A 20,940-nucleotide genomic window follows, 5' to 3' on the forward strand; every position below is an offset into this window, starting at 1 on the left:
GGGCCTACGCCTTCTTGGCGGCCGCGTCGACGGCGTCCACGAACTCCTGCGGCGTGCCGTCGCCCGAGAGCAGGTCGACCACGGCGACGTTCATCGCGTTGCCGACGTTGAGGCCGTAGACGGTGTCGAGCCACTGCGAGACGAACGGGGCGTCGTTGTAGGCGGCCAGCACCTCCTGCAGGTAGGGCTCGGTGACGGACTCCTGGGCGACCGTGTTCACCGGAGGCGCGTTGAAGGCCTTGTAGTACGCCGTCTGCACGTCGGGGGTGGCCAGGTAGTTCAGGAAGTCGACGCACGAGTCGGGCGCACCGGCCGAGCACGAGTAGCCGTCGACGCCGCCCATGATCGCGCCGGGCTCGCCGTCGCCGCCGTCGATCGCGGGGAACGGGAACCAGCCGAGGTCGGGCAGCGGCTTCGCGTCGGGGGTGAGCGAGGCGATGACGCCCGGGTCCCACGCGCCCATCAGCTCCATGCCGGCCTGCTTGTTGGCGATGAGGCCGGCCGAGCTGCCGGCGCCCTGCTGGGCGGCCGTGGTGAGGAAGCCCTCGTTGAAGGGCTCGGTGTCGCGGAAGTCGGCGAGGTCCTGCGCCGCGTCGACCCAGCAGGGGTCGCTGAAGTCGCGGTCGGTCGCGGCCTGCTCCAGGGTGTCGCTGCTGCAGGCGCGCAGGGCGAAGAAGAAGTACCAGTGCGCAGCGGGCCAGGCGTCCTTGCCGCCGAGGGCGACGGGCTGGGTGCCCGAGTCCTTCAGCGCGGTGACGGCGTCGTCGAGCTCGTCGATCGTCGTCGGGGGCGTGGTGATGCCCGCCGCGTCGAAGACGTCCTGGCTGTACCAGAAGCCGCCGGGCAGCACCGCGATCGGCATCGAGTACACCTTGCCGTCGATCGAGCCGGCGCCGAAGGTGCCCTCGCTGATGTCGGCGCGGGCGTCGTCGGAGATGCCGTCGGTGATGTCCTTGACCTGGCCGGCCTGGACCATCGCCTGGAGCTTGCCGCCGCCGCGCTGCAGGAAAACGTCGGGGGCGTCACCCGAGTTGAGCGCGGTCTGCAGCTTGCTGTCGAAGTCCTCGTTCTGCACGGTCTGGACGTCGATCGCGACGTCCGGGTTCGCCTTCGTGAAGTCGGCCGCGGCCTGCGTCCAGAAGTCCTGGCCGGGGCCGGTCGTGGAGTTCTGCCACAGGGTGAGGGTGCCGTCGTCGGCACCGCCGCCGCCGCCTCCTGCGCTGCAGCCGGTCAGGAGGCCTGCTCCTACGAACAGGGCTGCGGAACCTGCCAGGAGGCGCCTGGCCGTTCTCGTGTTCTTGCTGGTCTTGCTCGCCATCGTTGCCACCTGTTCCTCGTCGTTGAGCGGCCGTGGTCGGCCCGTGACGCAGCGCTCCGATGTGCTGCGTCGGACCAGTGTCAGAAACGGTCCGCAGCGTGTCAAACGTTTTCGAAAACCATTTCGACGGGGCTAGGCTGCGGCTCGTGAACGCTCGCCCGACCATCCACGACGTCGCCGCGGCGGCGGGAGTCTCGCTCGCGACCGTGTCGAAGGCGGTCAACGGCCGCTACGGGGTGTCGCCCGAGACGACGGCGAAGGTGATGGCCGTCGTCGACGCGCTCGGCTACGAGTCGAGCCTGGTCGCCAGCAGCATGCGGGCCCGCCGCACCGGGGTGATCGGCGTGCTCGTGGCCGACTTCGAGCCGTTCAGCTCAGAGGTGCTCAAGGGCGTCGGCACCGCCGTGCGCCAGCTCGGTGCCGAGTACGACCTGCTCGCCTACAGCGGCGCCCACCAGGGCGGCGCCGACGGCTGGGAGCGGCGCTCGCTCAGCCGCCTCAGCGGCACGCTCATCGACGGGGCGATCCTCGTCACGCCGTCGGTCCTCACGACCACCACGAGCGTGCCGGTCGTCGCGGTCGACCCGCACAAGGGGCGCGCCGACCTGCCGAGCGTCGAGGCAGACAGCCGAGGAGGCGCAGGCCAGGCGGTCGAGCACCTCGTCTCCCTGGGGCACCGGCGCATCGGGTTCCTCGCCGGGCGGCCCGACCTGCGCTCCGCGTCGCTGCGCGAGGCCGGCTACGCGGACGCGCTCCGCTCGGCGGGCATCGTGCGCGACCCCGCGCTGACGCGGGACGGCGACTTCGAGATGGGCGCCGCACGCCGCGCCGCACGGGAGCTGCTCGACGTGCGGCCCGCCGACCGCCCGACCGCCGTGTTCGCGGCCAACGACCTGTCGGCGATCGCCGTGCTGCGCACCGCCCACGAGCTCGGCCTGCGGGTGCCCGACGACCTCAGCCTCGTCGGGTTCGACGACATCCCCGAGGCCTCGCGGGAGCAGCCGGCGCTGACGACCGTGCGGCAGCCGATGCACCGGCTCGGCACCGTCGCCACGACCATGCTGTTCACGCTGCTCGAGGGCGGGGTAATCGACCGGCCGGAGGTGCAGCTGCCGACGAAGCTGGTGGTGCGCGGCACGACGGGGCCGGTGCCTGCGCCTGCGCCTGCGCCGTCGCGCGGGTAGCTGCGCCCTCTCACGATTCAGGAACTGGCTGACCCGCTTGCCTGAATCATGCACGACTCAGGCGCGAGTCGCCCCCCGCTGCGCGGCTCAGGACACATGTTCCTGAATGAGGAGGGGGACGGGAGCGTCAGGAGCGACGGCGCGGCGGGGCGGGGACGGCGAAGGCCCCCGCCGCAGAGCGACGGGGGCCTTCGGGTGCTGCGGGTCGAGTCAGCGCTTGGCGCCGCGACGACCGGTGATGAAGCCCCAGATGACGAGGACGACGAGCGCGCCCACGATGGCGATGAGCCAGCTCTCGATGGAGAAGAAGCCGTCGTAGCCGACGCCGAAGACGGCGCCGCCGATCCAGCCGCCGAGGAGGGCGCCGATCACGCCGAGGACGAGGGTGGCGATCCAGCCGCCGCCCTGACGACCGGGGAGGATGAGCTTGGCGATGGCGCCGGCGATGAGGCCGAGGAGGATGAAGGCGAGGAAGCCCATGATGAGCCCTTTCTGAAGGAATTCGGGGGCCGCTACGGGGCAGGCGGCCGGTGCAGATTCCTAGCTTGCACTCAGTTTGGGCTCTTGTCCGGAACTGGTCTCCGTGCAAGGGTCCACGACGACCTCCCTGCCGGGCTCGATACGCTCGTGAGCCCCCCTGGCAGGCCCGTGCGTCGCCCTTGACGCAGGAGCCCGTGCCGAGAGTCGGGTCTCTCGGCGTCCGCCGGGAGTTCGGGCTCCCGGAGGTGCGCAGCCATGAACTGCGCCGGGTGCCTAGGGAACACCCGGGCATGTCTTCGGAGCCGAGGCACCCCCCGATTGGGTGACTTTCTCGCTGTCCCCCAGGAGGCGCCTCCCACGGGCGCGCGCACGCGCCACAGAGCATGCTGGAGGCCTACCGAGGGGGCACATGAAGTACATCGTCTACGGCGAGAACCGCGTGATGACGGGCGACGCGATCGCCGAGGCCGTCATCGCCTACGCCGCGGCCCTCGGCCAGAACGGCACGACCGACATCGTCGACGTGCCGACGAGCGACGAGCACGGGTCGGCGACGACCGCCGAGCTGCTGCTCGGCCCCGCCAGCCAGCTCATGATCGAGACGGCCCCCGACGACGAGCTCGAGCCCGAGGACGACGCCCTCGTCGCCGAGCTCGTGCGTCGTGCCGCGGCCGTCGGAGGCGCACGCTTCGTCGACGCCGCCTCGGGCAGCTCGATCGACGAGGAGGAGCACGCTGCGCGGTCCGGCGAGGATGCGCCCCTCCGCACCAGGCCGCCCGAGCCGGACGCTCGCTAGACCTTCTGCTGGCGCGGGACCACGACGCGCTCGAACACGACGACCCCCGCTGTGGCGATCGGGATCGCGACGAGTGCACCGAGCACGCCGCCGAGCGCTCCTCCCCCGAAGGCGGCGACGATCACCAGCGCACCGGGCACCGCGACCGCCTTCGACATGACGCGCGGCGTCAGCACGTACGCCTCGATCTGCGCGTAGACGAGCAGCACGACGCCGACCACGATCGCCGTCACCGGCGAGACGGTCAGCGTCGCCGCGATGATGATCGCGTAGGCGACGACCGTCCCGACGACGGGGATGAGCGCTCCGAGGAACGCGAGCGCCGCGAACAGCACGGGCACCGGGCCGCCCGCGATCGTCAGCACCACGAACACGAAGACGGCGTTGATCGCGGCGAGCGCCACCTGTCCCGCGACGTAGCGGCCGACGGACAGGAAGATCTCGTCCGAGATGTCCATCACGCGCTCGCGGTGGCTGCGCGGCACGGCCCGGCTGAGCGAGCGGAGCATCTGGGGCAGCGTCACGGCGAAGTAGATGGTGAGGATCGCGACGATGATCACCGCGGTGATGCCGTTCGTGATGCCCTGGCCGACGGCGAGCACGCCGCCGCCGAGGGCGAGCAGGCGGTCGGGGTCGAGCAGGTACGAGCTGACGGCCGCGACGGCGTCGTCGACGTCGACCTCGAGGCCGAGGGTCTCGACGGCCTGCTGCACCCACGGCTGACGCGAGACGTCCTGCAGGGCGGCGGGCGCCGTGCGGATCACGTGGCCGACCTGGTCGACGAGGGCGGGCACGACGGCGGCGAGGATGCCGACGACGGCGCCGATCACGAGCACGAGCGAGACGACGACGCCGACCCAGCGCGGGGCGCCCGCCCGGGAGAGGCGGCGCACGACGGGCTCGAAGGCCAGGGCGAGGAAGAAGGCGAGGCCGATGTACACGAGGATCGTCGACAGCGCCATCAGGGCGACGATGATGCCGACGCCGAGCCCGCCGCCGAGGGTCGCGATCAGCCCGAAGCGGAACGCGCCGGGGCGCCGCAGCGGGCTGGAGGGCTGGTCGCGGGACGCGGTCGAGCGGGACGACGTCGAGCCGGACGACGTCGAAGAGGCGTCGGCGCGTGCCGTCGAGCGGCGCACGGAGCGAGCGCGGTGGGAGAGGGCCATCGGACCATCCTGGCGGTCGCCGACGGCGGAGGGCCGCACGCGCCTGCCCAGGCCCGTCGCGCCTCCGGTCAGATCGGCTTCTCGACCATCCCCCAGGGCGAGTCGTGCCCCTCCGGCGACGCGAGCAGGTCGAGGAACGGCCCCGCCGGGAAGGCCTCCGGCCCGAGGACCCCCACGCCCGACCAGACGCCCGTCGCGAGCAGCTCGAGCGCGATCACGGGCCCGAGCGCCGTCTGCCACACGACGGCCTGCGAGCCGTAGTCGCGCATCGAGGTCTCGTTGTCGGCCACGTGGTAGAGGTAGGTCGACCGCGGCTTCCCGTCCTTGCCCGTGCCTCGCACCCAGACGCCGGCACAGGTCTTGCCCGACATCACGTCGCCGAGCGTCGCCGGGTCGGGCAGCACCGCCGCGACCACGTCCCGGGGCGAGACCTGCACCCCCTTGACGTCGACAGGGGCCGTCTTGTCGAGGCCGAGCTTGTTCAGCGTCCTCAGCACGTCGATGAACTCCTGCCCGAGGCCGTACTTGAAGGTGACGCGCTTCGCGGCCGTCCAGCGGGGCATGAGCAGCACCTCCTCGTGCTCGACGTTGACGCACTCGACCGGGCCTATCCCCTCGGGGAAGTCGAAGACCTCGGGCTCGCTGAAGGGGGCGGTGGTGTACCAGCCGCGCCCCTCCTCCCAGACGACCGGGGGGTTCAGGCACTCCTCGATGGTCGTCCAGATCGAGAACGAGGGGGCGAAGTCGTGGCCCTCCACGACCAGGTCCGCGCCGTCGCGCACTCCCAGCTCGTCGATCTCGCTGAACAGCTCGTCCTCGGCCCAGCGCGCGAAGACGTCGGACATGCCGGGCTCGACGCCCATGCCGACGAGCGCGAGGCGTCCTGCGTCCCGCCACCGCGCCTCCTGCGCGAACTGCTCGTCGCCGAGCATGACCCCGGTCAGCTCGTGCGGCTTCTCGGGGTGCGGGCTCGAGAGGCTCATCGCCATGTCGAGGTAGACCGCGCCGCCCGCGAAGGCGCCCTCGAAGATCGGCATCACGAACCGCGGGTCGACCGCGTTCAGCACATGGGTGATCGCGTGCTCGCGGATCAGGGCCGTGACCGAGTCGGCGCTCGACGCGTCGACCGAGGCGCCGAGGAGGCGCGGGTCGGCCAGCGAGTCCACCAGCGCCTGTGGGCGGGCCGGGTCGTGGTCGGCGACGACGAGCAGCTCGAAGAAGGCGCGCCGCACGGCGATGCGCACGGCGGCCGAGCCGACGCCCCCCGCGCCGACGATCAGGATGCGGGCCGGTGCCGCGGCGACGTCGCCGGGCGCGGGGGTGGTGGGTGCCGTCGTCATGCCAGTCCTCCGTCGATGGAACGCGTGTAGAGCTCGGGCTCGTCGGGCACGAGCACCTCGGTGTCGCGATTCAGGCTCTCGCCGCGGAAGAACGGCCGGGACACGGGCAACGCCGACCAGACCACCATCAGCACGGCGCCGACCAGCAGCGAGCCGATGCCGATCACGAAGGTGCCGCCGATGCCGAGCAGCACCGTGTAGCCGTAGTCGGGCGCGAGCATGTCGACGACCGACTGCACGAAGGCGTACGTGAGCATCAGCGCGCCGAGCAGCGGCAGCAGCCCCTTGAACAGGAACGCCTGCCACGACGACGTCAGCTCGCGGCGGAAGTACCAGACGCACGCGTAGCCGGTCAGCCCGTAGTAGAAGGCGATCGCGAGGCCGAGCGAGAGGATCGAGTCCTGCAGCACGTTCGCGCTCACCAGCGTCATGACGACGTAGAACACGATCGCGACGACGCCCATCACGAAGGTCGAGAACGACGGGGTGCGGAACCTCGGGTGCACCCGGCCGAACCGCGCGGGCAGGGCGCCGTAGACGGCCATGGCGAGGGTGCCGCGGGCCGTCGGCAGGATGGTCGTCTGCGTCGACGACACCGCCGAGACGAGCACCGAGATCACCAGCAGGACCGAGAGCGGGCCGAGCACCGGGTCCTTGAGCGCGAGGAACACGTCGTCGGCGTTCGCCTCGTTCGCGAGGCCGATGCCCGTGCTGCCGAGGCCCGCGAACGACATCGCGACGACGGTGACGCCGACGTAGGTGACGAGCAGGATCGCCGTCGACAGCACGGCGGCGCGGCCGGGGGTGCGCTGCGGGTCCTTCGTCTCCTCGGTGAGGGCGAGGCACGCGTCCCAGCCCCAGTAGATGAACAGGGCGAGCAGCACGGCCTCGACGAACCCGGACCAGTCGGTGAACGCGGTCGGGTCGAACCAGCTCCACTCGACCGGGGTCGCGTTCGGGGCGTCGCCCGTCGCGATCTTGTAGAGCGCGACGACGACGAACAGGGCGAGGGCCACGTACTGCACGCCGAGCAGCACGTTCTGGACGCGCTCGCCCAGCTCGAGGCCGCGGTAGCTGATCCAGGTCATCAGGGCGATGAACACGACGCCGGTCGCGGTGACCAGCGGCACGTTCTCGGCCAGCGAGCCGTCGCCGACCATCAGCCAGGTGTACTGCCCGGCGATCTGCGACAGGTTCGCGAGCACGACGATGCCCGCGATGGCGACGCCCCAGCCGCCCATCCAGCCGACCCGGGGGCCGAAGGCCTTCGTCACCCAGGTGAACGTCGTGCCGCAGTCGGGCACGGCCCTGTTCAGCTCGCGGTAGGCGAAGGCGATGAACAGCATCGGGATGAACGCCACGATGAACGCGATCGGCGCCTGCGCCCCGACGGCGGCGACCACGAAGCCGAGCGTCGCGACCAGCGAGTAGACGGGCGCGGTGCTCGCGAGGCCGATGACGGTCGAGCCCCAGAGGCCGAGGGTGCCGGCGGCGAGGCCCTTGCCCGCGGACGGGGCGTCGGCTCCGTCAAGGCGCGAGGAGGCGGTCGGCACGCGGCCGGGAGAAGCGTCGGGACCGCTCATGGCCAGAACGTAGTCCTGCCGCCCGGGCGTGTCAACGAGCCTGGGTCGCTGGCGCCCGGGGCCGCCGTGCCTGCTCCGGCAGGGTCAGGCCCGCGCGGCCGGGAACCGCAGCCCGGCGACGAGCCAGGTGACGGCGACGACCAGCAGCGCGAGCACCGTCAGCACCTGGCCGCCGAACGCGAACGCCGTGATCGAGGAGGCGCCGAGTGCGAACCCGATCGGCGTCGAGAACACGACGGTGCGGACGAGCGCCACCACGGCCCACGCCACCAGGGCCCAGCCGGCCGGGCCCCGCACGCCGCCGCTCCCGTCCCCGCTCGCGGAGCGCGCCGCGAGCACGGCGCCCGCGAGGGCCGCCACGACGGACACGAGCGTGAGGAGCAGGACCGCCATGGACCCGATGCCCGCGGCGAGGACGGTCGGGACCAGCGCCAGGACGGCGGCCAGCAGCTGCGTCACGGCGGCGATGCGCAGCGCGACGCGTCCGGCAGGGGACGCGGCGCAGATGCCCCGCCGTCCGCTGACCAGCCAGAGGGCAGCCGACGTCGCGAGGGTCACGACGAGCGCGACGACCGGCAGGAAGGCGAACAGCGAGGCCGTCGAGAGGGCAGCCAGCCCGAGCAGGAGGCGCGCCGCGGTCAGCAGCGCAGCCAGCGCGAACAAGGCGCCCGCGACGACGAACGCCCTGCGTTCGAGGCCGGGGTGTGGAGAGGGGGAAGCCGGGTCGTGCGTGGGGGCATGGTGCGTCGCGGGATCGCTCATGCCCCGACGCTACCGACAGACCGTCCCGTGCGGCACGCTGTTCGTCGCCGCAGAGCGAGAGTGATCCGGGCTGATCGACCCACGGGGGCCAGGCTCCCGGGCGCCTCCGGACCGGATCACGCGCGGATCACGGGATGCGGGCCGGTGGCACACGGTGCGGAACGGGGGCGCAGACGAGGAGGTGCCCGTCCGGTCTGACCGGACGGGCACCTCCTTCGGGCTGCTGAGCAGGCCCCGCAGAGCGGGCTCAGCTGCGGCGCGACCTCCTCCGCAGGGTGAGGAACCCGCCCGCGACCATCAGCAGCAGTGCTGCCAGCAGGACCGGCGCGGTGTCGCTGCCCGTGAAGGCCAGCGGGCCGCTGCCGGCGGTGCCGCTGTAGTAGCCGCCCGAGCCCGAGCCGCCGACTCCGCCTGCACCGCCGCCGGGCGTGCCGCCCGCGCCGGGGGTCCCGCCGCCGGGCTGGCCGGCCGCCGGCAGGTCGACCGTGAAGTCGACCGACTCCGAGGCCGCCGACGTGACGCCGTCAGGCCCGGTCTGCGTCGCCGTGGCCGTGAACTCGCCCTCGGGCAGTCCGCCGAGCGGTGCGCAGGCCCAGGTGCCGTCCCCGGCGACGACCGTGGTGCAGAGCACCCGGCCGGGGATCTGCACGGTGACCGTGTAGCCCGGCGTGCCCGTTCCCGTGAAGACCGGGTTCGCCGTGTCGACGACCTGGCCCTGCACCGGCGAGGTGATGACCGGCGCGACGCTCGGGTCGGTGTCCGGGTCGACGTACACGAACGGGAGCGGCGCACTGGTGCCGGCTCCGTTCGTGACGGTGACGGTCGTGCTGCCCGCCGTGCCGGCCGGGGTCGTGAACGTCAGCGTCGTGCCGTCGGCCGAGATGCTGTCCGGCGTGATCGGGGCGGAGCCGCCGACCGAGACGGTCGAGCCCGGGGTGAACCGGGTGCCCGTCACTGTCACGACGGTGCCGCCGGCGATCGGACCCGACGGAGGCGTCAGCGACGTCAGCTGCGGAGCCAGCGCGGCCGCGGCCTGGTACGAGAACGTCAGCGGAGCGCTCGTGCCCGTGTCGTTCGTCACCGTGACGCCCACCAGCCCGGCGGCGTGTGCCGGGGTCGCGAAGGTGAGCGACGTGCCGTCGGCGCTGACGGTGATCGGCGCGATCGGCGCGGAGCCGTCGACCGAGACCGTCGAGCCGGCCGTGAAGCCGGTGCCCGTGATCGTCACCGTCGTGCCGCCGCCGACCGGGCCGGAGCTCGGCGTCAGCGAGGCCAGCACCGGCGCCCCGGCGGGAGCCGCGACGTAGGTGAAGGTCAGCGGCGCGCTGGTGCCGCCGGCGGTGGTCACCGTGACCGGCACCGGGCCCGCCGTGTCGGCCGGGGTGGTGAAGGTCAGCGACGTGCCGTCGATCGAGACGAACGAGGGCGTCCGGGGGGCGCCTCCGTCGATCGAGACCGTCGTCCCGCCGGGCGTGAAGCCCGAGCCGCTGATCGTCACCACGGTGCCTCCGCCGACCGGGCCCGACGCGGGCGTCAGGCTCAGCAGCAGGGGTGCCGTCGACGCCGGGGCCAGGTACGTGAAGGGCAGCGGCGCGGAGGTGCCCGTGCCGTTGGTGGCCGTGACCTGCACGAGGCCGGCGGCGTGCGGCGGCGTGTCGAACGTCAGCGACGTGCCGCCGGTGCCGAGGGAGACCGGCGTGATCGGCGCGGAGCCGTCCACGGAGACCGTCGAGCCTGCGGTGAAGCCGGTGCCCGTGATCGTGACGCGGGTGCCGCCTCCTGCCGGTCCGCTCGTCGGCGACAGCGTCGCCAGAACGGGCGCGCCCGCCGGAGCGACCTGGTAGGTGAACGGCAGGGTGCCGCTCGTGCCCGCCGGGTTCGTCACCGAGACGTCGGTCGTTCCCGCGGCGCCGGCCGGCGTCGTGAAGACGAGCGAGGTGCCATCGGGCGAGACCGAGTCGGGCACGATGCCGGTCGTGGTGCCCACTGTGACCGTCGAGTCGCCCGTGAAGCCGGTGCCCACCACCGTGACCGGGGTGCCGCCTCCTGCGGGGCCCTCGTCGGGCGTGAGGCTCGTCAGCGTCGGCGCGGCCACGGGGGCCGCCTGGTAGGTGAACGTCAGGGGCGCGCTGGTGCCCGTCCCGTTCGTGACCGTCACGGGCACGCCGCCGGCGGTGCCTGCCGGGGTCGTGAACGTGAGCTGCGTGCCGTCGGGCGAGAGGGTGCCGACGATGCCCGTCGTGTCGCCGATGGTGATCGTCGACGCGGGGGTGAAGCCGGTGCCCGTGAGCGTCACCGTGGTGCCGCCCGCGACCGGTCCGACTGCGGGCTCGATGTCCGTCAGCACGGGCGAGCCCGCAGGAGGCGCCACGTACGTGAACGTGAGGGGCGCGCTCGTGCCGAACAGGTTGGTGATCGTCACCGGTGCGTCGCCCGCGGCGCCCGGGGGCGTCGTGAAGGTCAACGAGGTGCCGAGGGGCGAGATCGCGTCGGGCACGATGCCCGCCACGCCGCCGATCGTGACCGTCGAGCCGGGCGCGAGGCCCGTGCCCGTGACGGTGACCACGGTGCCTCCCCCGGCGGGGCCGGAGGCCGGGGCGAGCCCCGTGAGCACAGGGGCGCCGACGGGAGCCGCCTCGTAGGTGAAGGTCAGCGGCGCGGACGTGCCGCCGTCGGTCGTCACCGTGACCTGCACGTCGCCGGCCGCGTTCGGCGGGGTCGTGAAGGTCAGCTCGGTGCCGTCGTCGGAGACGTCGTCCGGCACGATGCCGGCCGTGCCGCCGACCGTGACCGTGGCGTCGGGCGTGAAGCCGGTGCCGGTGATCGTCACCGGGGTGCCGCCTCCGACCGGGCCCGAGTCGGGCGTCAGCGTCGCCAGCACGGGTGCGGTGACGGGCGCGGCGAGGTAGGTGAAGCCGAGCGGCGCACTGGTGCCCGCGTCGTTCGTCACCGTGACGCTCACGGGACCGGCCTGGTTCGGCGGCGTCGTGAAGGTCAGCTCCGTGCCGTCGTCCGAGATGTCGTCGGGCACGATGCCTGCGGACACGCCGATCGACACGGTCGACCCGGCCGCGAAGCCGGTGCCGGTGATCGTCACCGAGGTGCCGCCGCCGACCGGGCCCGAGGTCGGGTCGATCGCCGTGAGCACCGGCGCGCCGGCCGGGGCCGCGACGTAGGTGAACCCGAGCGGGGCGCTTGTGCCCGCGTCGTTCGTCACCGTGACCGTCACGGGGCCCGCGACGTTCGGCGGGGTCGTGAAGGTCAGCTCGGTGCCGTCGTCCGACACGGCATCGGGCTCGAGGCCCGTCGTGTCGCCGATCGACACGGTCGACCCGTCGGTGAAGCCGGTGCCGGTGATCGTCACCGAGGTGCCGCCGCCGACCGGGCCCGAGGTCGGGTCGATCGCCGTGAGCACGGGGGCGTCGGCCGGGGCCGGCAGGTAGGTGAAGGGCAGCCCGGCGCTGGTGCCGGCGCCGTTCGTCACCGTGATGCTCACGGGTCCCGCGGCGTTCGGCGGGGTCGTGAACGTCAGCTCGGTGCCGTCGGTCGAGATCGAGTCGGGCACGATGCCGACGGTGTCGCCGATCGAGACCGTCGAGCCGGGCGTGAAGGCCGAGCCGGCGACGGTGACGACCGTGCCGCCTCCGACCGGGCCCTCGGCCGGGGTGGCCGAGATGAGCACCGGCGCGTCGTCGGGAGCCGGCAGGTAGGTGAAGCCGAGCGGAGGGCTCGTCCCCGCCAGGTTCGTCACGGTGACGGTCGTGGCACCGGCGGCGTTCGCCGGGGTCGTGAACGTCAGCGTCGTGCCGGTCAGGTCGATCGAGTCGGGCACGAGGCCCGTCGTGTCGCCGATCGAGACGGTCGAGCCGGGCAGGAAGCCCGAGCCGGTGAGCGTCACGACGGTGCGTCCGCCGACCGGTCCCGAGGTGGGAGCGATGGTCGTCAGCACCGGGGCGCCCGCAGGAGGTGCGGTGTACGTGAACGGGAGCGGTGCGGACGTGCCCCCGGCAGTGGTCACCGTGACGGTCACGTCGCCCGCGGCGTTCGGCGGGGTGGTGAACGTGAGCGACGTCCCCGCCGGGTCGACCGAGTCGGGCACGAGGCCCGTCGTGTCGCCGATGGTGACGGTCGAGCCCGCGGTGAAGCCGGTGCCGGTCACGGTGACGACGGTGCCGCCTCCTGCCGGTCCCGTGGCGGGGTCGATCGTCTCGAGCACGGGCGCCGTCGGCGGGGCGGGCTGGTAGGTGAAGTCGAGCGGGGCGGACGTGCCGCCCGTGCTCGTCACCGTGACGGGCACCGTGCCGGCGACGTGGGCCGGAGCGGTGTAGGTCAGCGACGTGCCGTCGGACGCGATCGCCGTCGGCGTGATCGGGGCGGACCCGTCGACGGAGACCGTCGAGCCGGCGAGGAAGCCCGTGCCGGTGACGGTGACGGCGGTGCCGCCTCCTGCGGGGCCCTCGTCGGGGTCGATCGTGGCGAGCACGGGCGCGGTGACGGGTGCGGCCTCGTAGGTGAAGTCGAGCGGGGCGGACGTGCCGCCCGCGTTCGTCACCGTGACGGGCACGGTGCCGGCGACGTGCGCGGGCGACGTGTACGTCAGCGACGTGCCGTCGGTCGCGATCGTGTCGGGCGTGATCGGCGCGGAGCCGTCGACCGAGACCGTCGAGCCCGCGGCGAAGCCGGTGCCGGTGACGGTGACGGGGGTGCCGCCTCCTGCCGGTCCGACCTCGGGGTCGATGTCGGTGAGCACCGGCGCGGCGGCCGGGGCGGGCGTGTAGGTGAAGTCCAGGGGCGAGGACGTGCCGCCGGCGTTCGTCACCGTGACGGCGATGGTGCCCTCGACGTGCGCGGGCGTCGTGAACGTCAGCGACGTGCCGTCGGCCGCGAGCGCGTCGGGCGTGATCGGGGCGGAGCCGTCGACCGAGACCGTCGAGCCGGCCGTGAAGCCGGTGCCGGTGATCGTGACGGCGGTGCCGCCTCCCACCGGGCCCTCGTCAGGCGTGATCGTGTCCAGGACGGGAGCGGCGAGCGGAGGCGCGACGTACGTGAACGTCTGGGGCGCGGAGGTGCCCGTGCCGTTCGTGACCGTCACCGGCACGGGGCCGGCGACGTGGGCGGGCGTGTCGAAGGTCAGCGACGTGCCGTCGTCGGCGATCGTCGTGGGGACGATCCCGGCGGACCCGTCGACCGACACCGTCGAGCCGGCGGTGAAGTTCGTGCCGGTGATCGTGACGGCGGTGCCGCCTCCTGCGGGGCCCTGGTCCGGCGTGATGCCGGTCAGGACGGGTGCGCCCACGGGTGCGGGCTGGTACGTGAAGGTCTGCGGGGCGCTGGTGCCGCCGCGCGTCGTGACCGTGACCGGTGCGTCGCCGAGTGCGTGCGCGGGCGTCGTGAACGTCAGCGACGTGCCGTCGGCGGCGATGCTGTCGGGCGTGATCGGGGCGGAGCCGTCGACCGAGACCGTCGAGCCGTCGAGGAACCCGCTGCCGGCGACGGTCACCGTGGTGCCGCCTCCGACCGGGCCCTGCGCAGGGGTGAGGCCCGTGATCGCGGGGACCGGGATGTAGGTGAAGGTCTGCGGGCCGGAGGTGCCGATCGCCGTGGTGACGGTGACGGGCACCGGTCCTGCGGCATGGGCGGGGGTCGTGAAGGTCAGCGAGGTGCCGTCGTCCGAGACCGCCGTGGGCGTGATCGGCGCACCGCCGTCGACGCTCACGCGCGAGTCCGCGGTGTAGGTCGAGCCGGTGAGCGTGACGGCGGTGCCGCCCGCGACCGGGCCCTCGACGGGCGTGATGCCGGTCAGGGTCGGCGCGGCGAGCGGGCCGGCGTTCGGGCCGACCGAGGCGGAGGCGAGCTCCACACCGGTGCCGGCCTGGAGGACGCCGAGCAGGCCGACGCGGAGGGCGCTCTGCGTGAAGGTGCCGCCGGCGGTCGTCTTGTTGTTGACGCGGAGCGAGACGACGCCGGTGAGGGCGGTCGCGAGCGGCGTGACGACCGTGCCGCCGAGGCCGGTGAGGACGGTGTTCACCGGGGCGAGGACGGTGGCGAGCACGCCGTTCAGCACCGGGCCGAGGACGCCGAGGTCGACCGGGACGCGGAGACCGAGGACGTTGACGGTCGCGCCGACCCCGTTCAGGCTGGTCGTGATCTGCGTCACCAGGTTCTGCACCGCCGTCGTGAGGGCAGGGAGCAGCTGCGTCGTGAGGGCGGTCGTGATGTACGGCGTCAGGTCGGTGCCCGCGGGGAGGCTGTTGAGCGCGACGCCCTGCGACGCGAGGGCCGAGGGGACGTCGAGCGTGATCGCGCCCGTCTGCAGGTTCGCGGTGATCGACCCGTCGGCGCTCGTCACGGTCGTGAGCGAGTTGCCGAGGGTGGTCAGGTTCGGCAGGCCCGTGACCTGGACGGTCGGGCCGAGCAGCCCGGTGAGCGTGCCGGGGATCGCGTCGACCGTGGGCTGCAGGCCCGTGAGGGTCGTCCGCAGGCCGTTGATCGTCGTGGCGAGGACCGGGCTGGTGAGGCTCAGGTCGAGGTCGGCGATCTGGTAGGTGCCGGTCTGGGCGCCGTTCGGCCCGGCCGCCTGCGCGGCGGTCGCCGAGAGCGCGCCCGTCGTGACCCGGAGGTTCGCGAGGGCCTGCGTGTTCACCAGACGGCTGAGGTTGAAGCTGGCGTTGGCCTGCGGCACCCCGCCCTGGCCGCCGACGCCGATCGCCCCGGCGTTCGTCACGGCCCCGGAGGCGGCGGTCGAGCTGCCGTTCGCGTTCGCCTGCGCGAACTCGTTCACCGCGCCGACCGTGAGGAGCCCGTTCGGGCCGAGCAGCTGGATGCCGCTGCCGAGGTCGGCGCGCGCGGCGTTCAGCAGGGTCGCGTCGAGGGGCGTCGACTGGGTCGCCGGAGCGGGCTGACCCGTGTTCGTGGCCGCGGCGGGCTGCAGCAGCAGCACGTTGGCCAGGTCGAGGCCGAGAGCTGTCCCGTCGAGGAACCGGCCCTCGGCCGTCGAGGCCGCCGGGGCGGCCATGGCCGGGGCCGCGGCGAGCACGCTGCCGCCGATGCCGAGCAGGGCGGCCGTGAGCACGGCCACGCCCTGCTTCGCCCTGGAGTGGTGACGGTGCGCGGTCGGTCGCCCTTTTTCGGCGCGCGCGGGTGCTTCAGTCCTCATGGACTCGCTCCTGATCCTCATGGCAGCGGTGGTTGGCGTCCGCGCCGTCGGTTGGTGAGACCGAGGCAGCAGACTCGCTACCCGCCCGACGATAGGGCACGTCGGCGAGGATCGCTCGACCTTTTTCGCCGCATGTCCCCCGATCCGAGCGGTCGACCCCCGGAGTGGGGGTGCTCTGCGGGGGTGCGGGAGGGGATGCGGGAGGGGGTGCGGGAGGGGCTCCCCGGGTGGCCGCCGTAGCGTGGTCGCGTGCACCCACTCCACGACCTGCAGCACGCGACGGTGACCGTCGTGGGTGCCGGGCAGGCGGGGCTGTCCGCGGCGCACCACCTGCGGCTGCGCGGGTTCGTGCCGGCCCCGGGAGGGGACTCGGCCTCGGACTCGGGCTCGGGCTCAGGTGCCGACGCTCCGCCGACGTTCGTCGTCGTCGACGCCGGCGAGGCACCCGGAGGCGCCTGGCAGCACCGCTGGGAGTCGCTGCGGATGGCCACCGTCAACGGCATCTTCGACCTGCCGGGCATGGCGCTGCCGCCCGTCGACGAGTCCGAGTCGAGCCGGGTCGCGGTGCCGCGCTACTTCGCCGCCTACGAGGAGGCGGAGCAGCTGCGGGTGCACCGCCCCGTGCACGTGACCAGGGTCGAGCCCGTCGACGACGACCCGGCGGGCCTGCTGCGGGTCGAGAGCGACGCCAGAACGTGGACCACGCGCGCGCTGGTGAACGCGACGGGCACCTGGGACGAGCCGGTGCTGCCGGACGTGCCCGGCGCCTCCTCGTTCACGGGTCGTCAGCTGCACACGCGCGAGTACGTGTCCGCGGCCGAGTTCGCAGGCCGACGGGTCGCCGTCGTCGGCGGCGGCATCTCGGCGGTGCAGCTGCTCGACGAGATCAGCCGGGTCGCGACGACGCTCTGGTACACGCGGCGTGAGCCGGTGTTCCTCGACCACGACTTCACCTCGGGGTCGGACGGCGTCGACGTCGAGCGCCGGGTCGCCGAGGACGCTGCGGCCGGCCGCCTCCCGGGCAGCATCGTGTCGTACACCGGGCTGATCTGGACGGGCTACGCCCGCGAGGCAGCGCAGCGCGGCGTGCTCGAGCGGCGTCCGATGTTCACGGCGATGGGGCCGCGGCACGTGGTCGAGGCCGACGGCTCGACGACGAGCGTCGACGCCGTGCTGTGGGCGACGGGGTTCCGGCCGAGCGTCCGGCACCTCGACGCGCTCGGGCTGCGCGGGCCGCTCGGGGGCGTCCCGCTCGTCGGCACCCGGGCCGCTCGGGACAGGCGGGTGCACCTGATCGGCTTCGGGCCGTCGCAGTCGACGGTCGGCGCGAACCGCGCGGGGCGCGCCGCCGTGCGCGAGCTCGCGCGCGACCTGCTCGGCCCCGGCAGCTGACGCCGCGCGCTACCTCCGCCGCCGCCCGCCCCCGCCGGCCGCCGCCGCCGCCGCCCCTGAACCTCCGCGACAGCGACGAACCTCCGTGAAAGATCACGCCGCTTTGTCGCCATCGCGGAGGGATGCGGCGCGACCGCTGCTCCAGTCGGGACGACATCCTCCTCGGGTCCGTCGGGAGGGGGAGGAACCGACGCGAGCGGCTGCCTAGCCTGGAGCGATGGACGAGCGCAGGGACGAGGAGCGACCCGAGACCGAGGCAGGCGCGAAGGCCGCCGCGGACGAGAGGAAACGCAGCGACGACATCTCGATCGGCGTCGTGTTCGGCGTTCTCGGCTTCACGCTGTTCCTCACGCTCGACACGCCGTGGGCGGGGCTGCCGATGCTCGTCGTCGGCATCGTGTTCGTCGCCCGGGGGATGAGGGGCCGCACGCGTCGTCGCACCGACGGCTGAGGGCTGACGATCGACCGAGGACCGAGCCCGTGGCCGCCCCGAGGCCGGCCCTCAGGCCCCAGTCCCCAGGCCGAGCTCAGCCCCGACGCAGCCGGAACCGCTCGGGCGCGGGAGTCCCCGTCGCGATCCCGGCCAGCAGCTCGCCGAAGACGGCGCCGAACTTGAAGCCGTGCCCCGAGAACCCGGTCGCGACCGTGACGGAGCCGACGCGGTCGAGCACCGGGTCCTCGGTCGGGGTCGTGTCGTAGAGGCAGCTGATCGGGGCGAGCGTGTCGACGTCGACGCCGGGCACCCACTCGGAGACGTAGTCGCGCAGCACGGCCTGTCCCTCGGCACCGGGCGAGGCCAGGCGTGCGTCGGGGTGCACTTCGCGCCCGGTCCCGTGGGTGCCGACCTTCACGCCCTCGCCGGGCGTGAGCAGCCCGTAGATCGTGCTGACCCTCGCCCGCAGCGCCGGGTCCGTCGGGTGGTGCACGAAGCTCGGCCAGGCGTCGTCAGGCAGCTCCGTCGTGAAGTGGGCGGGCTCCTCCTGCGTGACCCTGACCTCGGGCAGCGACGCCCCCGCGCGCCGCACGATGTCCCCGGCCAGGTACCGCGCCCAGGAGCCGACCGCGAGCACGAGGCTGGTCGTCACGACCGTCGAGGAGGCGCCTCCTGCGCCCTCGAGACGGAGCACGACGTCGCCACCCTCGGTCTGGGCGCCCTCGGTCCCGACCCCCTCCGTCTCGATCCCGGCCACGGCGGTGTCGAAGCGGAGCTCGGCGCCCGCCGCCGCGGCGCTGTCGAGCAGCGCCTCGACGGCGTCGGCCGAGCGGACCCGCCCGGCCTGCGCGTGGAACAAGACGGACGTGTCGAAGCGGAGCCCCGGCCAGCGAACGGCCGCCTCCTCGGGCGTGAGTCGTTCGTGGGCGACGCCGCCGCGCTCGAGGGCCGCCTGGATCTCGTCGAGCACGACCGGGTCGCCGTGGTCGAGCGCGCCGGTGAAGTCGAGGAGGGTGCGGCCCGTCTCGGCCTCGAGCTCCCGCCAGGCCGTGATCGCGTCGCCGGTGAGCGCGACCCAGTCGTCGGTGATGTAGCCGCGACGGAAGATCCGGCTCGCGCCGTGCGACGAGCCCTTGTCGTGGCCGCGGCCGAACTGCTCGACGAGCAGGACGCGCGCGCCGCCGCCGCCGCCGGCCCGTGCCAGGGCCCGCGCGGTCGACGCGCCGATCACGCCGCCGCCGACGACGACGTGGTCGAAGCGCTCCGGGACAGGTGCGGCCGCCTCGGCGACCTCGGCCTGTTCGGCAGCCTCGGCCTGCTCGGCAGCCTCGGCCTGCTCGGCGGAGTCGGCTTCGGAGGCGGCGGCGGCGGCGGCGGGCACGGTGCCGTCAGTCGTGATCACGGGGCTCCTCGTGGTCGGATCGGCGGGATCGGCGGGATCGACGATGCCGGGCTCGGCACGTGCGGCGAGCGGGTCGCGGTCGAACAGGACGTGCGTCACGATCACGGCGGCCGCGCTGAGCCCGCCCGTCCAGAGGGCGACCGACAGGTCCGACGGGACCGCCGCCTCCGGGTCCCGGAAGAGCTGCAGCTGTGCCGAGCACACGACGAACGCGCTGAAGGCCAGGACGCCGGCGGGCAGCGCCGCCCTCAGGCCCGACCCCGGCAGGCCGTTCCGGAACGCCGCGTCGAGCAGCCACAGGATGCCGAACGCGGGCACCCCGGCCGCCGCCGCGCCGCCGAGCGGCCCCGTCAGGAGGGAGATCAGCACCGGCACGACGAGCGCCACGGGCGTCGCGATCGCGACGGCGGCGCCGACGACGAGCGCGTGGGCCGCCGCCATGGCGACCGGTTTCGTGCTCCCCACGGCGACCTCCCCTGCCGAGCCCAGCGTAGCGACGCGCACGACGTCGGCGCCGTGACCGCTGGCCCGAGCGCAGGCCCGCCGGCCCGAGCGCAGTGCCGGCTGGCCCGAGCTGCACCCCTGGTCCCGCGCTACACCCGCGGAGGTCCTGCACGCCCACGACCTGAACGCCCGCCTCCTCGCGGAGCTCGACGCCGAGCGCGGGCTCGGGCTCGGCGCCGGGACTGGTCTCGACGCCGGGCCGGCCTCGGGCGCCGCTGCGGGAGCCGCCTCGTGAGCCGCCCCGACGCGAACTCCGGCACCCACGCCCGTCGGCTGCCCTTCGCCGCCGCGAAAGCGACAAAGCGACGCGGGACCCCGCGTCGCTTTGTCGTTTTCGCGGCGGGACCCGGGCCCGACCCGGGTGGGTGCCGCGGCGCGGCTACGCCGCGTCCGTCAGCGCGCCCCCGAGGAACGCGGCGAGCGCCGCCGTCGCCGACACCGACGACTCCCGCTCGACGTCGGGGTTGTAGTTCGTGTTCGTGTTCACGTCGTAGGGAACGACGCGGCCGTCGACCGTCTCGATGAACTCGACGCCGGCGACCTCGATGCCCTGCGCGGCGAGGAACGCCTCGAGCCGGACCACGAGCGGGTGCTCCGCCGTCACCGAGGGGCGCACCGCGAACGGCGCCCAGGTCGCCGGGTCGGCGCCCGTCGGGACGACGCAGGCGTCCGCCGGGCACAGCTCGAAGCTGCCGGCGGACGTGTCGACCCTGACCGCGTAGACGAAGCGGCCGCCCACGAACTCGGCGCGGGTGACGAACGGCTCCTCGGACTGCAGGTACTCCTGCAGCAGCGTGACGCCGTCGGCAGGCTGCTCGAAGTCGGGGCCGTCGACGTACGCGTCGAACGACTCGTGGTCGTCGAACCGTCGGACCCCGATGCCCTTGCCGCCCTGGTTGTGCTTCGTGATGAACGGCGCCGGCAGCTCGCGCGCCCGCACCTTGAGGTCGGCGGTGCCGAACACCGCGACCGTCCGCGGCACGTCGAAGCCCTCAGCCGACAGGGCCAGGTACTGCGCGACCTTGCTCACCTCGAGCTCGACGACCCCGCTGCCGTTGACGACCCGGCGACCGTGCCGCTCGGCCCAGCGCAGGGTCGCGCGCGCCACCTCCTTCGCGGTCGCCCTGCCGCGGGTCGCAGCCGACGCGCTCAGGCGCGACCAGAACACCCCCGCAGGAGGCGCGGCCGACAGGTCGAACGAGGTCCCGTCGAGCAGGTGCTCGGCGTGCGGCACCCCCGCGGCGTCGAGCGCGGCGAGCAGCGGCGGCAGCCACTCCTCGTTGTCGTGCAGCACGTGGACGACGGGCGTCGTGTCGATCGCGTTCGGGTCGGCGGGGCTCATCCCCTCACCCTGCCCGCCGACACCGACATCGCCACGACGGTGACGCCACATGACGCCGGGGCGCTCGTCATGACGCTGAGGG

13 protein-coding genes are annotated in these 20,940 nt (G+C 73.8%); 4 read left to right on the forward strand and 9 right to left on the reverse strand.

The features are described from left to right. Nucleotides 1-4 precede the first annotated feature (4 nt). On the reverse strand, nt 5-1,318 hold the full coding sequence (locus ES689_RS12440; protein ID WP_146905073.1) for an ABC transporter substrate-binding protein: 1,314 nt from the start codon (nt 1,316-1,318) through the stop codon (nt 5-7). A 146-nt stretch (nt 1,319-1,464) separates the two neighbouring features. Here ES689_RS12440 and ES689_RS12445 point away from each other — a divergent pair, with 146 nt between their 5' ends. After that, on the forward strand, nt 1,465-2,502 hold the full coding sequence (locus tag ES689_RS12445; protein ID WP_146905076.1) for a LacI family DNA-binding transcriptional regulator: 1,038 nt from the start codon (nt 1,465-1,467) through the stop codon (nt 2,500-2,502). Nucleotides 2,503-2,712: 210 nt separating this feature from the next. Here ES689_RS12445 and ES689_RS12450 read toward each other — a convergent pair whose 3' ends face one another. Further along, on the reverse strand, nt 2,713-2,982 hold the full coding sequence (locus ES689_RS12450) for a GlsB/YeaQ/YmgE family stress response membrane protein (RefSeq protein WP_146905079.1): 270 nt from the start codon (nt 2,980-2,982) through the stop codon (nt 2,713-2,715). A 409-nt stretch (nt 2,983-3,391) separates the two neighbouring features. Between ES689_RS12450 and ES689_RS12455 the strand changes: the two genes are divergently transcribed. Further along, entirely contained in the window at nt 3,392-3,778 is a 387-nt protein-coding gene (locus tag ES689_RS12455; protein ID WP_146905082.1) for a hypothetical protein, read from the forward strand. Here ES689_RS12455 and ES689_RS12460 read toward each other — a convergent pair. The 5 genes from ES689_RS12460 to ES689_RS12480 form a co-directional block, all read right to left on the reverse strand. Continuing rightward, complete coding sequence (locus ES689_RS12460) at nt 3,775-4,944, reverse strand: AI-2E family transporter (protein ID WP_146905085.1); 1,170 nt, start codon at nt 4,942-4,944, stop codon at nt 3,775-3,777. The two genes, ES689_RS12455 and ES689_RS12460, sit on opposite strands and share 4 nt — an antisense overlap. Before the next feature lie 68 nt (nt 4,945-5,012). Next, complete coding sequence (locus ES689_RS12465) at nt 5,013-6,284, reverse strand: saccharopine dehydrogenase family protein (protein ID WP_146905088.1); 1,272 nt, start codon at nt 6,282-6,284, stop codon at nt 5,013-5,015. Continuing rightward, complete coding sequence (locus ES689_RS12470; RefSeq protein ID WP_146905091.1) at nt 6,281-7,867, reverse strand: APC family permease; 1,587 nt, start codon at nt 7,865-7,867, stop codon at nt 6,281-6,283. The genes ES689_RS12465 and ES689_RS12470 overlap by 4 nt, the downstream gene beginning before the upstream one ends. A gap of 84 nt (nt 7,868-7,951) precedes the next feature. Continuing rightward, nucleotides 7,952-8,629 carry a hypothetical protein gene (locus ES689_RS12475; protein ID WP_146905094.1) on the reverse strand — a complete coding sequence of 226 codons (678 nt, stop codon included), beginning with the start codon at nt 8,627-8,629 and terminating at the stop codon, nt 7,952-7,954. A 247-nt stretch (nt 8,630-8,876) separates the two neighbouring features. Next, nucleotides 8,877-15,785 carry an IPT/TIG domain-containing protein gene (locus ES689_RS12480; protein WP_191330423.1) on the reverse strand — a complete coding sequence of 2,303 codons (6,909 nt, stop codon included), beginning with the start codon at nt 15,783-15,785 and terminating at the stop codon, nt 8,877-8,879. Between the two features lie 249 nt (nt 15,786-16,034). Between ES689_RS12480 and ES689_RS12485 the strand changes: the two genes are divergently transcribed. Both ES689_RS12485 and ES689_RS12490 read left to right on the forward strand, forming a co-directional pair. Next, on the forward strand, nt 16,035-17,177 hold the full coding sequence (locus tag ES689_RS12485; protein ID WP_223269591.1) for an NAD(P)-binding domain-containing protein: 1,143 nt from the start codon (nt 16,035-16,037) through the stop codon (nt 17,175-17,177). Between the two features lie 217 nt (nt 17,178-17,394). Further along, nucleotides 17,395-17,628, forward strand: coding sequence for a hypothetical protein (locus ES689_RS12490; protein ID WP_146905099.1), 234 nt, complete (start codon nt 17,395-17,397; stop codon nt 17,626-17,628). 76 nt (nt 17,629-17,704) lie between these two features. On the opposite strand, the gene ES689_RS12495 is transcribed toward ES689_RS12490, so the two are convergent. Together ES689_RS12495 and ES689_RS12500 are read right to left on the reverse strand one after the other, a co-directional pair. After that, nucleotides 17,705-19,477: an FAD-dependent oxidoreductase gene (locus ES689_RS12495; protein ID WP_223269592.1), complete on the reverse strand. Its 1,773-nt coding sequence runs from the start codon at nt 19,475-19,477 to the stop codon at nt 17,705-17,707. A gap of 418 nt (nt 19,478-19,895) precedes the next feature. After that, nucleotides 19,896-20,858, reverse strand: a complete 963-nt coding sequence (locus ES689_RS12500) for a RimK family alpha-L-glutamate ligase (RefSeq protein ID WP_146905103.1) — start codon at nt 20,856-20,858, stop codon at nt 19,896-19,898. Nucleotides 20,859-20,940: the final 82 nt, after the last annotated feature.

It is taken from the genome of Frigoribacterium sp. ACAM 257 (assembly GCF_007954365.1).
Taxonomy (GTDB): Bacteria; Actinomycetota; Actinomycetes; order Actinomycetales; family Microbacteriaceae; genus Frigoribacterium.